Below are 14,717 nucleotides of genomic sequence, written 5' to 3' on the forward strand. Positions count from 1 at the left end.
CGCGATCGGATGCGGAGTTCGTTCGTATCTGCGGCGTTCGTCAGGCCAGGATGCGGGTGTCGACGACCTCGCCGCCGCGGATCGACAAGCCCGCCGCCAGCGAGGCGTCAGCGGCGAGCGCGGCGTCGGTGCCGAGGTCGGCGAGCGCCAGCGTGTAGCGCAGCGTCGCGTTCGTGAGCGCGAGGGTCGAGGTCAGCGGCACAGCCCCGGGCATGTTGGCGACGGCATAGTAGATCGCGTCGTGCACCCGGTAGGTCGGGTCGGTGTGCGTGGTCGCGTGCGTGCCCTCGAAGCAGCCGCCCTGGTCGACCGCGATGTCCACGAGCACCGAGCCCGGCCGCATCCGCTCGACCATGTCGAGCGTGACGAGCTTGGGCGCCGCCGCGCCCGGAACGAGCACCGAGCCGATCACGAGGTCGGCGTCGGCGACGAGGTCGGCGATGGTCGAACGGGTCGACACCCGCGTGTCCACACGGCCGTCGAAGCGCTCGTCGAGGCGGCGCAGCTGCGGGATCGACAGGTCGACGATCGTGACGTGTGCACCCAGTCCCACGGCCATCTGCGCGGCGTGGGTGCCGGCGACGCCGCCGCCGATCACGACGACCCGCCCGCGCGGGGTGCCGGGGACGCCTCCGAGCAGGATGCCGCGGCCACCGGCCGGGCCGAGCAGCTGCTGCGCACCGACCTGCACCGACAGTCGCCCGGCGATCTCGCTCATGGGCGCGAGCAGGGGCAGCGAACGGTCGGGCAGTTGCACGGTCTCGTACGCGATCGCGGTGGTGCCGGCATCCAGGAGCGCCTGCGTGAGCGCCGGCGCGGCCGCCAGGTGCAGGTAGGTGAACAGCGTCAGGTCCTTACGGAGGAAGCCGTACTCCGGCGCGATGGGCTCCTTGACCTTGACGAGCAGGTCGGCGGCGCCCCAGACGTCGGCGGCCTCGGAGACGATCTCGGCTCCCGCGGCACGGTAGGCGTCGTCGCTGAAGCCCGACCCGACGCCGGCGCCGCTCTGGATGAGCACACGGTGGCCGTGCGCCGAGAGCTCGTCGACGCCGGTGGGCGTCATGCCGACGCGGCGCTCGCTGTCTTTGATCTCTGCGGGAACACCGATGATCATGGGCGGGACTCCTTCAAAATGGTCCGCGGAAAGGGGAGTGGAGCGGTGCAGCGCGATCACGATGTCAGCCCGCTCGATGCACGACAAGAGCATCCGAAGATTCAGTGAAATCACTCTTTGCGATCGAACTATGCTCGGCACATGGCCGCTTCTTCCGCAGATACATCGATGGATGCCGCTGATCTCCGACTCATCGACGAGTTGCGCAGCGACGCCCGCCAGCCGCTGAGCCGCCTCGCCGCGACGCTGGGATTGGCGGCATCCACCGTGCACGCGCGCATCTCGCGGCTCGTCTCCCGCGGGGTGATCCGCCGCTTCACGGTCGACGTCGACCCCGCCGCGCTGGGCTATCGCACGGAAGCGCTGGTGTCGGTACGCATCCGCCCCGGGGCGCGCGCGCAGCTGACCCGGTTCGCCGAGGAGCTGCGCACCCACCCCGACGTCGCCCAGTACTTCTACGTCGCCGGCGCGGAGGACTTCGTGATCCACTTCCGCGGGCGTGACAGCGCCGACCTGCGCTCCTTCGTCACCGACCACCTCTCCACGCACTCGATCGTCGCGGCGACCAACACGAGCCTCATCTTCGAGCGCACGGACGGGCTGCGCGGGGTCTGAGCCCGCACCCTTCGTCCGCGAACGGACGATCCCCGGTCGAATCGTCCGAACATGGCGCCGACGCGTCATCAGCGGTGACGGCGACGCTACACAAACGAAACAGGCCGACCCTAGTATTTCGAGCACCCGAAACACCTCATCATCAGGAGGAATCACGAACGAGTCACTCGCCGCCACGTCGGCATCCTCTCGCTCCGCCACCCTTGCCCGTTCGCTGGGGGTGTGGTCGATCGTCGGCCTCGGCCTCGGCTACATGACGCCCACGGTCGTGTTCGACACCTTCGGCAACGTCGCCGTCGAGACCAACAATGTCGTGCCCGCCGCGTACGCCCTGGCCCTCGTGGTGATGGGCTTCACGGCGATCAGCTACGGCAAGATGGTCGGCGTCATCCCGAGCGCCGGCTCCGCGTACACGTACGTCCGCGAATCGATGCACCCGAGCCTCGGGTTCCTCGTCGGCTGGACGTCACTCATCGACTACCTGCTGCTGCCGATGGTCAACGCTCTGATCCTCCGCAGCTACATGGAGGCGCTCTTCCCCGACATCCCCGGCTGGGTGTGGGTCGTGAGCTTCACCGCGGCCGTCACCGGGATCATCTACCTGACGATGCGCGGCACCTCGAACGTCAACATGATCCTGCTGATCTTCTCGGTCGTCGTCATGGCGGTGTTCGTCGTCATGGTCATCGTGCAGCTGGTGCAGGGCGCCGGCGCGGGCACGGTCGCCTCGGTGCAGCCGTTCTTCCACCCGGAAGTCGAGTTCGGCGCGGTGCTGGCCGGCGCGACCATCGTCTGCTTCTCGTTCATCGGCTTCGACGCCGTCACGATGTACGCGGAGGAGGCGAAAAACCCGAAGACCATGCCGCGCGCGATCCTGCTGACGGTGCTGGTCGGCGGCGCGATCTTCCTCGTCGCGGCCTACTTCACGCAGCTACGCTTCCCGTCCAGCGACGCGTTCCCGCCCGAGGCGATCGCCGACTCGACGCTGCCGGAGATCGGCTCGCAGGTGGGCGGCATCGTGCTGCAGTCGGTGCTGACGGCGGCGGGTTTCGCCGCCACGCTGGCGTCGTGGCTCGCCTCACACGCGTCGGTCGCCCGCATGCTGCTGGTGATGGGCCGCAACGGCGTGCTGCCGAAGCGTCTCTTCGGCTACATCAGCCCCCGCACCCACACGCCGGCGTTCACCGTGGTGCTGGTCGGCATCGTGAGCCTGGCGGCCATCGCGTTCACCCTCGACCAGATCGTCGACTACATCAACTACGGCGCCCTCATCGCGTTCACGTTCGTGAACATCTCCGTGATCGCCTGGTTCGCCGTTCGCCAGGGACGCCGTCGCACACCGCGCGACATCATCAACTACATCGTGATGCCCGCGATCGGCATGGCGCTGACCGGACTGCTGTGGGTGAACCTCGACGACCACGCGCTCATCGTCGGCCTCATCTGGACGGGCCTCGGCCTGCTGTACCTCGTCTTCCTGACGCGGGGCTTCCGCCGGCCGGTCGTCTCGTTCGACGAGAACCAGCCCGTCACCGGCTTCAACAAGATCGTCGAGCCGGGGCCGCGCTCGCAGATCTGAGCGCCGTCCCCGACGCACCGGGGGAGAGGGCGGGTGTCGCATCTACCGCGGCACCCGCCCTCGGCGTAGCATCCGGCGCATGACCGCCGTCATCCGCACGGACGCCCTCACGAAGCACTACGGCCGCGTGCACGCCCTCGACGGGCTCGACCTCACGGTCGACGAGGGCCAGGTGCACGGCTTCCTCGGCCCCAACGGCGCCGGCAAGTCCACCACCATCCGCATCCTGCTCGGGCTGGCGCGGCCGACGTCCGGCACGGCGACCGTGCTCGGCGGCGACCCATGGGCGGAGGCCTCCCGCCTGCACCGCCGCATCGCCTCCGTCCCCGGCGACGTGAGCCTGTGGCCGAACCTGTCCGGAGGCGAGGCGATCGACCTGCTCTGCCGCCTGCGCACGGGCGGCAGAGGGGCGGACGCCGAGGTGCGACGCCGGCTCTGCGCGGACTTCGATCTCGACACCCGCACGAAGGGCCGCGCGTACTCGAAGGGCAACCGTCAGAAGGTGGCGCTCGTCGCGGCCTTCGCCGTCCCCGCCGACCTGTACGTCTTCGACGAGCCCACGAGCGGCCTCGACCCCCTCATGGAGGTCGTCTTCCGTCAGGAGGTCGCTCGTGTGGGGGATGCCGGGGCCACCGTGCTGCTGTCCAGCCACATCCTGTCGGAGGTCGAACTGCTGTGCGACCGCGTGTCGATCGTGCGCGGCGGGCGCATCGTGGATGCCGGGACGCTCGCCGAGATGCGCCACCTCACCCGGACGGAGGTGTCGTTCGTCGCGACGGATCGTGCGACGCTCGCGGCGGCGCGCGCAGTGCCCGGCGCCGAGGACGTCACGCAGGCCGCGGGCCGCATCTCGCTGACCCTCGCGAGCGACGCCGTCGCGGCGGCCCTGCCGCGCCTGGGCGCGCTCGGCGCCGAAGGGTTGCGGGTGGCTCCCCCGTCGCTCGAGGAGCTGTTCCTCCGCCACTACAGCGCACAGCCGGCCGGGGGATCGCGGTGACGACGCTGGCTCCGCTCCTGCGCCAACGCCTGCGCCGCGATGCCGTGCAGCTGAGCGTGTGGATCGGGGGCACCGCCGCCCTCGCCGCGGCCGGCTACCCCGGCGTGCGCGGCTCGTACGGCGACGAGCAGGAGCGCGTCGCGCTGTTGGCGACGGTGATAGCCAATCCGGTGATCCTGCTCTTCCGCGGGCTGCCGTCGGGGGCGGGCGAAGCGCAGATGGTCGCGTTCCTCCTGCTGCCGTGGCTGCTGCTGCTGGGAGCGCTGATGAGCTCGTTCCTCGCGGTGCGGCACTCCCGCGGCGACGAGGAGGAGGGCCGTCTGGAGCTGGTGGCGGCGACGCCGGCGGGCCGGTCCGTCCCGCTGGCGGCGACGGTGGTGCACGGGGCGGTCGCCGCGGCGGTGCTGGGGGTCGTGGTGAGCGCCGTGTTCGTCGCCAGCGGCGCTCCCGCGCTCGGATCGGCGCTGGTCGGGGCGGCCTGCCTCGTCGTGGCGCTCGTCTTCCTGGGCGTGGGGCTGGCGGCGGCGGAGCTGCTGCCCACCGCGCGCGGCGCGAACAGTCTGTCGGTCTGGGTGCTGCTCGGATGCTTCGTCGTCGCGGGCGTCGGCAACGCGCTCGGCACCCCGAGCGACGACCTCACGCGCATGACGAGCTCGGGCCTGGCCTGGGCGTCGCCGTTCGGCTGGGCCGAGAACGTGCGCCCCTTCGACGCCGACGATCCCCGGCCCCTGATCCTCGGCGCGGTGGTCGCAGCGGTCCTGATCAGTGCGGCGGCGGCGCTGCACGCCCATCGCGACCTCGGGGCCGCCTTCCTCCCCGAGCGGCGCGGTCGCGCGCACGCGCGGCCCGCCCTCGCCTCCCATCTGGCGCTCGTCGCCCGCCAGAGCCTGCCCTCCGTCATCGGCTGGACGGCGGCGGGGGTGCTCGTCGGCGTCCTCTCGACCTCGCTGGGCTCCGTGGCCGACCGGATCGGCGACGACAACCCGGCGGTCACCGCCGTCCTGCAGGCCCTCGGGGGCGCCGGCGCGGATCTCGCGCGGGGCATCGTTGTGGTCTTCTTCGTGATGCTGGGCGTCTTCGCGGCGTGCGCGGCGACGCAGACCGTCGTCCGCGCCCGCCAGGACGAGACCCGCGGCACCGCCGAGCTGCTGCTGTCGTCGGGGGTCGCGCGCCGGCGGTGGCTGGGCGATCACGTCGTCGTCGCGCTGGTCGCGGCGACGCTCACCCTCGTCGGCGGCGTCCTGGGGGCCGCCGCCGGCGCCCAGGCGGCGAGCGACGGCGCGGGGCTGGTGCGGGATGCGGCGATCGCGGGGGCGGGTCAGCTGGTGCCCGCCTGGCTGTTCGCGGGGCTGGCCGCCGTCCTCGTCGTGGTGCTGCCGCGACTCGCGCTCCCGACCGCGTGGGCCCTCGTCGCGATCGGCGCCGTCGTGGCGCTCTTCGGCCCGCTCTTCGGGATGAGCGCGGCGCTCGTGGACGTCGCGCCGTTCGCGTCCGCGCCGGTGCCGACGTCCGACGGCGTCGATCTCCGCGGCATCCTGCCCCTCGCTCTCGCCACCGCCCTCGCCGTGGCCGCTGCCCTGCTAGCGATGCGGCGCCGCGAGCTGCGCGCCTGAGGGCCGCACCCGATCGCGACTTCCTGACAGAGCCGTAAGAACGGAAGTTCTTTACGCGCCGAGCGCGCAGAGGGAAGGGTCATCTTTCGTAGCCTCGGAACAACCGGTCGATCGGCCGGTCTCCCCCGAGGCGACGAGGAGCACCCGCGTGACCCCCACGACGCCCCGCGCCGCCTACTTCGTCTCCGACTCGACGGGCATCACCGCGGAGACGTTGGGCCGTGCCCTGCTCGTCAACTTCCCGGGCGTCTCCTTCCGCCATCACACCGTGCCGTTCGTCGACTCGGCCGAGGGTGCGGCCGCGGTCGCCCGCGAGATCGACAGGGCAGCGGATGCCGGGATGCAGCCCATCGTGTTCCACACCGTGCGCTCGCCCGCGGTCGCACGCACGCTCGGTGGTGCTCGCGCCACCCACATCGACCTCCTGAGCGGCCACCTCACCGAGCTCGAGGCGGCGCTCGGCACGACGGCATCCGAACAGCTCGGCTCGTTCCACACCGTCGGCGACACCGAGCAGTACTTCGCGCGGATGCGCGCGGTCGAGTACGCCATCGAGCACGACGACGGGCAGAGCATGCGCGCCCTCGATCAGGCCGACGTGCTGATCGTCGCACCATCGCGCTGCGGCAAGACGCCGACGACCATGTACCTGGCGCTGCAGTACGGACTGCTCGTGGCGAACTACCCGCTGACGGACGACGACTTTCCCACCGAGGGACTGCCGCGAGCGATCGCCCCCTACGCGGCGCGCTGCTTCGGGCTGACCACGACGCCGCTGCGACTCAGCCAGGTGCGCCACGAGCGCAGGCCCGACTCGACGTACGCGAGCCTCGCGCAGTGCACCCTCGAGCTGCGCCGCGCCGAAGACCTCTACCGGCGCACCCACATCCCGTTCGTGAACTCGTCGACCAAGAGCGTCGAGGAGATGTCAGCGGTGATCATGCAGTCCCTCAAGCTCCGCACCTGACTCTTCCGCTTCCCCTTCCACCGCACACACCGCGCACACCGCACCCACCGAAAGGCTCGACACATGAGCAGCATCCTCTGGTTCGATCAGCTCGGCATGGCCGACCTCCCCGCCGTGGGCGGCAAGAACGCGTCTCTCGGCGAGATGGTCTCGCATCTGTCCGCGCTGGGGGTCAGCGTGCCCGGCGGCTTCGCCACGACCGCCGACGCCTATCGCACGTTCCTCGCCGAGGACGGCCTGCGCGAGCGCATCGCGGCCGCGATCGCCGAGGTCGACGTCGAGGACGTCGCCGCGCTGACCCGCGCCGGCACGCAGATCCGCGCGTGGGTGAAGGAGCAGCCCTTCCCCGCCGGGCTCGAGGCCGATATCCGGGACGCCTACGCACGCCTCGCCGGCGAGAACCCGGATGCCTCGTTCGCCGTGCGGTCCTCCGCGACCGCGGAAGACCTCCCGGACGCCTCGTTCGCGGGCCAGCAGGAGACCTTCCTCAACGTCGCCGGGATCGACAACGTGCTCGCGGCGATCCGCTCCGTGTTCGCCTCCCTGTACAACGACCGCGCGATCGCCTACCGCGCGCACCACGGCTTCGACCACGACGAGGTCGCCCTCTCCGCCGGCATCCAGAAGATGGTGCGCTCCGACATCGGCGCGGCGGGGGTCATGTTCACCGTCGACACCGAATCGGGGTTCGACCAGGCGGTCTTCATCACGAGCTCGTACGGCCTCGGCGAGGCCGTCGTCCAGGGCGCCGTGAACCCCGACGAGTTCTACGTCTCGAAGGTCGCCCTGCGGGCGGGACGGCCCGCGGTCCTCAAGCGGTCGGTGGGCGAGAAGGCCATCGCCATGCGATACACGGATGCCCGGGAGGCGGGCGCCTCGACGCGGTTCGAGGACGTGCCCTCCGCCGACCGGCGGCGCTTCTCGATCGACGACGCGGACCTCCTCGAGCTGGCGCGCCAGGCGCTCGTGATCGAGGAGCACTACGGCCGCCCGATGGACATCGAATGGGGCAAGGACGGCGTCGACGGACGCATCTACATCCTGCAGGCGCGACCGGAGACCGTCGTCTCGCGGGTGGAGGCGGGGGTCATCCGCCGCTTCGTGCTCGGTGCGCGCGGGGAGGTGGCCGTCGCCGGACGGGCGATCGGCCAGCGGATCGGCGCCGGGCCGGCGCGCGTGCTCCGCAGCCTCGACCAGATGGCCGACTTCCGGCCCGGCGAGGTGCTCGTCGCGGACATGACCGACCCGGACTGGGAGCCCATCATGAAGCGCGCGAGCGCGATCGTGACGAACCGCGGAGGGCGCACGTGCCACGCCGCGATCATCGCGCGCGAGCTCGGCATCCCGGCCGTCGTCGGCACGGGCGACGCGACCTCCCTCCTCGCCGACGGCGACGAGGTCACGGTCTCGTGCGCCGAGGGCGACACCGGGTTCGTGTACCGCGGCATCCTCCCGTTCGAGGAGGAGATCACGCGCCTCGACGCCATGCCGGACTCGCCCGTGAAGATCATGATGAACGTGGGCACACCCGATCAGGCGTTCTCGTTCTCGCGCCTGCCGCACCGCGGCGTCGGACTCGCGCGCCTCGAGTTCGTGATCAACCGTCAGATCGGCATCCACCCCCGCGCGCTCCTCGAGTTCGACGCGCTGGACGGCGACCTGCGGGGCCGGATCGCCGAGACGACCGCCGCCTACGACTCGCCCCGCGACTACTTCGTGCGTCGCGTCGCCGAGGGCGTCTCGATGATCGCGGCGGCGTTCTGGCCCGAGCCGGTCATCGTGCGACTGTCGGACTTCAAGTCCAACGAGTACGCGAACCTCGTCGGCGGGGAGCTCTACGAGCCCCACGAGGAGAACCCCATGCTCGGCTACCGCGGCGCCTCGCGGTACATCTCCCCGGACTTCCGCGCGTGCTTCGACATGGAGTGCGAGGCGCTGCGCTTCGTCCGCGACGAGATGGGCTTCACGAACGTCCAGGTGATGGTGCCCTTCGTCCGGACCGTCGGCGAGGGACACGCGGTGGTCGAGCTGCTCGCCGAGAACGGCCTGCGGCGGGGCGAGAACGACCTGAAGGTCATCATGATGTGCGAGCTGCCCTCGAACGCGCTCCTGGCGGAGCAGTTCCTGGAGTTCTTCGACGGGTTCTCCATCGGCTCGAACGACATGACTCAGCTGACCCTCGGGCTCGATCGCGACTCGGGGCTCGTCGCCTCGACGTTCGACGAGCGCGACCCCGCCGTCCTCGCGCTCCTCTCGCTGGCGATCACGGCGTGCCGCGCCGCGGGCAAGTACGTCGGCATCTGCGGGCAGGGCCCCTCGGACCACCCGGACCTCGCCGAGTGGCTCGTCGCGGAGGGCATCGAGTCCGTGTCGCTGAATCCCGACACGGTCGTCGAGACCTGGCTGCGGCTGTCCCGGGCCGCCACCTCCGGGGCGAGCAGCCTGTCCTCCACCTCGGCCTAACCCGCGCCTCGCCCGGGCGCGCCTCGTCCGGGCGGCGCCCGCGCGGCGCCGAACTCCGCACGAAGGAGCGGACTCCGCATCCGATCCCGCGGACGGATGCGGAGTTCGCCACATCCTGCGGAGTTCGGCGCCGAGGGCGGCGCGGACCGCGGGCGGCGGGGCGGCACCGCCGCGCGCTCGGGTAGCGTCGTACGGTGACTTCCTCCCCCGAGACCTACACCGTGGCCACCGATGGAGCCTGCAAGGGCAACCCGGGGCCGACCGGCTGGGCGTGGGTGGGCGAGGACGGGCAGTGGGCCGCGGGGGCGATCCCGGTCGGGACGAACAACATCGGCGAGCTCATGGGGCTGCTGAAGGCGATCGAGGACCACGCCGACGTCGCGCACCTGACCGTGCAGGCCGACTCGAAGTACGCGATCGACACGTACTCCTCATGGATGGATGCCCACCGCCGCCGCGGCTGGAAGACCTCGACGGGAGCCCCGACGAAGAACCGCGATCTCCTCGAGCAGCTGATCGAGGCGCGCGACGCGCGACGCGCGGCCGGTCTCCCCGAGGTCGTGCTCGAGCACGTCCGCGGCCACCGCGGGCACGTGCTCAACGAGTGGGCCGACGAGCGCGCCGTCCGCGGCGCCGAGCACGCGGCGAAGGGGACGGCGAGCGCGTGGTCCTCCCTCGGCGGGCTCCACCCCGCCCTCGACGTGTCATCCGCGCCGGTCAAGAAGCGCTGACCCCCTCCTCCGCCCCCGCCCAGACTTCCGGCGGCCCCGTCGGCGGTTCACAACTCCGGAGAAATCCTCCGTTTCGGGGTTCTCGGCCCGCCGGGGCAACCCGGGGGCGCCGTTCTCCGGAGTTGTGAACGCCGTGACGGGGTGACGCCGTGACGGGGGGACGGGGGGACGCCCTGACGCCGTGACGGGGTGGCGGGGTTCCGCCTGGGCGGGGCGACGGGGAGGCCACCCGACCGAGGCGGAACCTCTACCGCCCGAGCAACTGTTGCAGGGCGTCGAGGGCGGGCCGCTGACCGGCGACGAGGCGCGGCCGGGCCGCGTCGACCGGCATCCATTCGGCGCGGTCGACCTCCGGGAACGATCGCAGGATGCCCGACCGCGGCGGCCACTCCATCTCGAACTCCCCGAACACGAAGCCGGATGCCGTGAACCCGGCACCGTCGGCGGCGAAGACCGTCACGGTCTTGCGCCGCGACGCGTAGGGGTAGGTGCCGAGCTCCGTGCACGCAACGTCGGGCGGGTCGACGCCCAGCTCCTCGCGGAACTCCCGCGCGGCGGCGTCCCGCGCCGACTCGACGGCCGGGTCGAACTCGCCCTTCGGGATCGACCACGCACCCGCGTCCTTGCGCGCCCAGAAGGGACCGCCCATATGGGCGACGAGCACCGCCACCCCGCCGTCGGGATCGACCCGGTACAGCAGGATGCCGGCGCTCGCCACCGCCATGGGTCGCGGTGCCGCGCTCAGGCCGGGCGCGAGGCGGGCGAGACCGAGTACGTCTCCTGCGGGTCGGTGACCGCGACGTCCTGCAGCGCCGCGTTGACCGCCGCGTAGGTCGCGTCGTCGAGGGTGATGTCGGAGGCCTTGACCGTGTCCTCCAGCTGCTCGGGGCGCGACGCGCCGACGAGAGCCGCCGAGACGTTCGGGTTGTGCAGGACCCACGCGAGCGAGAGCTGGGGCACCGTGATGCCCGCCTCCTCGGCGATCGGCGTCAGCCTCTGGACGGCCTCGAGCACCTCGTCGCGGAGGAACCGCTTGATGAAGTTCGCCCCGCTCTTCTCATCGGTCGCGCGCGACCCGGCGGGCACCGGCTGCCCGGGCAGGTACTTGCCCGTCAGGACGCCCTGCGCCATCGGCGACCACACGATCTGCGAGATCCCGAGCTCTTCGGAGGCGGGGATGACCTTGTCCTCGATCACGCGCCACAGCGCGGAGTACTGGGGCTGGTTCGACACGAGCTGGAAGCCGAGCTCCTTCGCGAGGGCGGAGCCGTCGCGCAGCTGCTCGGCGGTCCACTCGCTCACGCCGATGTAGAGCGCCTTGCCCTGGCGGACGATGTCGGCGAAGGCCTGCATCGTCTCTTCCAGCGGCGTCTCGTAGTCGTAGCGGTGCGCCTGGTAGAGGTCGACGTAGTCCACCTCGAGCCGGCGGAGCGAGCCGTGGATGCCGTCCATCAGGTGCTTGCGCGAGAGCCCGGTGTCGTTTGGACCCTTGCGGCCGATCGGCCAGTAGACCTTCGTGAAGATCTCGAGGTTCTCGCGCTGCTGACCCTGGAGGGCCTTCGCGAGCACGACCTCCGCGGCCGTGTTCGCGTAGGCGTCGGCGGTGTCGAAGGAGGTGATGCCGAGGTCGAGCGCCTTGTGCACCGTGGCGATCGCGGCGTCGTCGCCGACCTGCGACGCGTGGGTCACCCAGTTGCCGTACGTGATCTCCGAGATCTTGAAGCCGCTGTTGCCGAGGTACCGATAGTTGACCATCCCCCCACGCTACCCGCCGGGCGGGGCGCGGGGGCCGGGTCAGTCGACGGGGACGGTGGCGGCGACCTCGCGGTCCTCTTCCGTCGCGACGAGCTGCCCGCAGGCGCCGTCGATCTCCTTGCCGCGGGTGTCGCGGAGGGTGGTCGGGATGCCCGCCTCGTTGAGGCGTCGGACGAACTCGTTCTGCACCGGGACCTCCGACGCGGTCCACACCGATCCGGGGGTCGGGTTCAGCGGGATCGGGTTCACGTGCACCCAGCCGCGCCCGCGCGCGTTGAGCTTCTCGGCGAGGAGGTCCGCGCGCCACGCGTGGTCGTTCATGTCCTTGATGAGGGCGTACTCGATCGAGACGCGGCGGCCGGTCTTGTCGAAGTAGGCCCGCGCGGCGTCGAGGGCTTCGTCGACCTTCCAGCGCGAGTTGATCGGGATCATCTCGTCGCGCAGGTGGTCGTCCGGCGCGTGGAGCGACAGCGCGAAGGTGACCGGGATGTCCTCGGCCGACAGCTTGGTGATCGCCGGCACGAGACCGACGGTCGACACCGTGATCCCGCGCGCGCTCATGCCGAGCCCGTGCTTCTTGTCGACCATCGTGCGCACCGCCTGCATCACGCGGTTGTAGTTGGCGAGCGGCTCCCCCATGCCCATGAAGACGATGTTGGTGACCCGCTCGTCCTCGTGTCCGACGCGGCGCGGGTCGCCGAGGCCGCCGTCGGCGATGAGGCGGTTCGCGCGGACGACCTGCTCGACGATCTCCGCCGCCGACATGTTGCGGGTGAGACCCGCCTGGCCGGTCGCGCAGAAGGGGCAGTTCATGCCGCACCCCGCCTGCGACGACACGCAGAGCGTGATGCGTCCCGTGTAACGCATGAGCACGGACTCCACGAGCGCGCCGTCGTGCAGCTTCCAGAGGAACTTGATGGTGTCGCCGCGATCGGTCTCGAGCCGGCGCACCTCGGTGAGCAGGTTCGGCAGCAGCGCCTGCACGAGCTCGTCACGACCGGATGCCGGGAGGTCGGTCATCTCGGCGGGGTCGGAGGTGTAGTGCTGGAAGTAGTGCTTCTCGATCTGCCCGGCGCGGAAGCCCGGGAGCCCCAGCTCCTTTGCCTTCTCGACGCGCTCCTCGGGGGTCAGGTCGGCGAGATGGATCGGCGGCATGCCCTTCTTGGGGGCGGCGAACTGCAGGAGCGGACGCCCCTCGGCATCCTTCTTCTGGGTCCAGCCCTCGGTCCGCGGGCGCACCTGGCGGGTCGTGGTCGTGCGCACTCGGCCGGATTCCGTCATGCCTCCAGGGTACCGGCGCCCGCTGGGGGATCACCGGGCGCCGGTCCGGCCGCCTCCGCGTCGATCGCGGGGCGATGCCGCACCACCCCCCATCCGCACGTCAGGGCGAAGGAGAGCGCGCCGCTGATCAGGATGCACACGAGGTAGCGCACCCCGGATCCGGGCGCGATCGAGGCGACCCCGATGACTCCCGCGGCGCCGAGGGTGACGGCCTCGACGTGCCAGAACGCCAGGAGCGCACCCCCGACGGCCGATGCCGCGATCGCCGCGATGAAGGGGAAGCGCAGGCGCAGGTTGACGCCGAAGATCGCCGGCTCCGCGATGCCGAAGGACGCGGGGATGCCCGCGCCGCCGGCGATCGCGCGCAGGCGCGACCTCCGGCGGGCGAGGAGCGCGACGGCGAAGCACGCCCCCGCCTGCGCGAGGTTGGACGCGCCGGCCACCGGGAAGATGAACGACCCGCCTCCGCCGATGAGGCCGAGCTCGAGCGACACGAGGCTCTGGTGCAGCCCTGTGACGACGAGGAGCGGGTAGAGCGCGCCGAGGAGCGCTCCCCCGACGACCCCCGCGGAGTCGTAGACGAGCTGGACGAGCGAGGCGAACGCGTCGCCGAGCAGGCGTGCGGCGGGGCCGACGACGAGGAAGGCGAGCACACCGGTGAGCAGCAGCGTCAGCATCGGGGTGAAGAGGAACGCCGTCGCTCCGCGCAGCCGGCGACGCAGCGCCCGTTCGATCGCGGCCAGGAGCGCGGAGATCACGATGACGGGGACGACGGTGCCGCGGTAGTCGACCCCGAGCACGTCGATCCCGGCCAGGGTCCAGCTGCCGCCGCCCTGCAGTCGGAGCGCGGGAAAGGCTCCGCTGTCGACGAGGAAGGGGGCCGCGACCAGTGCCGCTCCCATCGCCGCCCCCAGGTAGGGCGAGCCGCCGAAGCGCCCCGCGGCGGAGAAGCCGATGAGGACCGGCAGGAGCGCGAAGACGCCGATCCCGATGATGCCGAGGAGCGCGGCGGGGCCGGCGAGCCACGGCACGATCGCGACGATCGGATCGGGGCCGAACACGCCGGGCGCGCTCACGAGGTTGTGGAGGGCGAGGAGCATCCCGCCGGCGACGAACACGGGCAGCAGCGGAGTGACGATGTCGATGAGCACGTGCAGGGGACGGAGCAGCCACCGGGGGCTGCGGAGCGATCGCCGCGCGGCGCGCGGCGGCGCGGGCGGCGCGGGAGGGGCGGGCGGGCCGGTGTCCGCGTCGCCCGCACCCGCGATCCGGCGGCGCTCCACGGCGGCGTGCATCGCGGCGACCGCCCCCGGCCCGACGACCACCTGCACCTGCGCGCCGGCGAGCGCGACCCCCAGGACCCCCGGCACCTGTGCGATCCGCCCGGTCGAGACGGGTCGCACGTCGACGACCGTGATGCGCAGGCGTGTGGCGCAGTGGGTGGAGACGGCGATGTTGCCCGCGCCGCCGAGCGCGCTCAGGATCTCGTCCGCCGCGCTCTCGTCCGGCCCCGCTCCATGCCGCTCCATCTCGGGTCAGCGTATCCAGTGCGGAGCGGGATGCGAAGGACCCCCGGGCCGAGGCCCGGGGGTCCTTCCTGGT

General features: G+C 71.7%; 12 protein-coding genes. 7 read left to right on the top strand and 5 right to left on the bottom strand.

All coding sequences use genetic code 11. The annotated features are described in order from the left end of the window. Positions 1 to 40: 40 nt before the first annotated feature. Entirely contained in the window at positions 41 to 1,114 is a 1,074-nt protein-coding gene (ald, locus tag JOE53_RS11845; RefSeq protein ID WP_204947831.1) for an alanine dehydrogenase, read from the bottom strand. 141 nt (positions 1,115 to 1,255) lie between these two features. Between ald and JOE53_RS11850 the strand changes: the two genes are divergently transcribed. The 7 genes from JOE53_RS11850 (at position 1,256) to JOE53_RS11880 (ending at position 10,079) form a co-directional block, all read left to right on the top strand. After that, on the top strand, positions 1,256 to 1,729 hold the full coding sequence (locus JOE53_RS11850; protein WP_231477218.1) for an Lrp/AsnC family transcriptional regulator: 474 nt from the start codon (positions 1,256 to 1,258) through the stop codon (positions 1,727 to 1,729). A gap of 220 nt (positions 1,730 to 1,949) precedes the next feature. Next, on the top strand, positions 1,950 to 3,308 hold the full coding sequence (locus JOE53_RS11855; protein WP_204947832.1) for an APC family permease: 1,359 nt from the start codon (positions 1,950 to 1,952) through the stop codon (positions 3,306 to 3,308). Between the two features lie 79 nt (positions 3,309 to 3,387). After that, on the top strand, positions 3,388 to 4,305 hold the full coding sequence (locus JOE53_RS11860; protein WP_204947833.1) for an ABC transporter ATP-binding protein: 918 nt from the start codon (positions 3,388 to 3,390) through the stop codon (positions 4,303 to 4,305). After that, a complete protein-coding gene (locus JOE53_RS11865) occupies positions 4,302 to 5,918 on the top strand; it encodes a polyketide antibiotic transporter (RefSeq protein ID WP_204947834.1) in 1,617 nt (538 codons plus the stop codon). Before JOE53_RS11860 ends, JOE53_RS11865 begins: the two co-directional genes overlap by 4 nt. Positions 5,919 to 6,066: 148 nt before the next feature. Continuing rightward, on the top strand, positions 6,067 to 6,885 hold the full coding sequence (locus JOE53_RS11870; protein ID WP_204947835.1) for a pyruvate, water dikinase regulatory protein: 819 nt from the start codon (positions 6,067 to 6,069) through the stop codon (positions 6,883 to 6,885). Positions 6,886 to 6,948: 63 nt separating this feature from the next. After that, on the top strand, positions 6,949 to 9,348 hold the full coding sequence (gene ppsA / locus JOE53_RS11875) for a phosphoenolpyruvate synthase (RefSeq protein WP_204947836.1): 2,400 nt from the start codon (positions 6,949 to 6,951) through the stop codon (positions 9,346 to 9,348). 194 nt (positions 9,349 to 9,542) lie between these two features. Beyond that, positions 9,543 to 10,079 (top strand): ribonuclease H family protein, encoded by a 537-nt coding sequence (locus tag JOE53_RS11880; protein WP_204947837.1) that lies wholly within the window; start codon positions 9,543 to 9,545, stop codon positions 10,077 to 10,079. Positions 10,080 to 10,326: 247 nt separating this feature from the next. On the opposite strand, the gene JOE53_RS11885 is transcribed toward JOE53_RS11880, so the two are convergent. From JOE53_RS11885 to JOE53_RS11900, 4 genes are read right to left on the bottom strand one after another with little or no spacing between them, the layout of a single operon-like run. Next, a complete protein-coding gene (locus tag JOE53_RS11885; RefSeq protein ID WP_204947838.1) occupies positions 10,327 to 10,803 on the bottom strand; it encodes an NUDIX domain-containing protein in 477 nt (158 codons plus the stop codon). 17 nt (positions 10,804 to 10,820) lie between these two features. Then, positions 10,821 to 11,834 (bottom strand): aldo/keto reductase family protein, encoded by a 1,014-nt coding sequence (locus tag JOE53_RS11890; RefSeq protein WP_204947839.1) that lies wholly within the window; start codon positions 11,832 to 11,834, stop codon positions 10,821 to 10,823. Between the two features lie 39 nt (positions 11,835 to 11,873). Continuing rightward, the gene (gene rlmN, locus JOE53_RS11895; protein ID WP_204947840.1) at positions 11,874 to 13,115 is read right to left on the bottom strand and encodes a 23S rRNA (adenine(2503)-C(2))-methyltransferase RlmN; all 1,242 of its coding nucleotides are present in this window, start codon (positions 13,113 to 13,115) and stop codon (positions 11,874 to 11,876) included. Next, positions 13,112 to 14,644 carry a PTS transporter subunit EIIC gene (locus JOE53_RS11900; RefSeq protein ID WP_204947841.1) on the bottom strand — a complete coding sequence of 511 codons (1,533 nt, stop codon included), beginning with the start codon at positions 14,642 to 14,644 and terminating at the stop codon, positions 13,112 to 13,114. The genes rlmN and JOE53_RS11900 overlap by 4 nt, the downstream gene beginning before the upstream one ends. Between the last annotated feature and the right edge of the window lie 73 nt (positions 14,645 to 14,717).

Source organism: Microbacterium laevaniformans (assembly GCF_016907555.1).
GTDB lineage: Bacteria > Actinomycetota > Actinomycetes > Actinomycetales > Microbacteriaceae > Microbacterium > Microbacterium laevaniformans.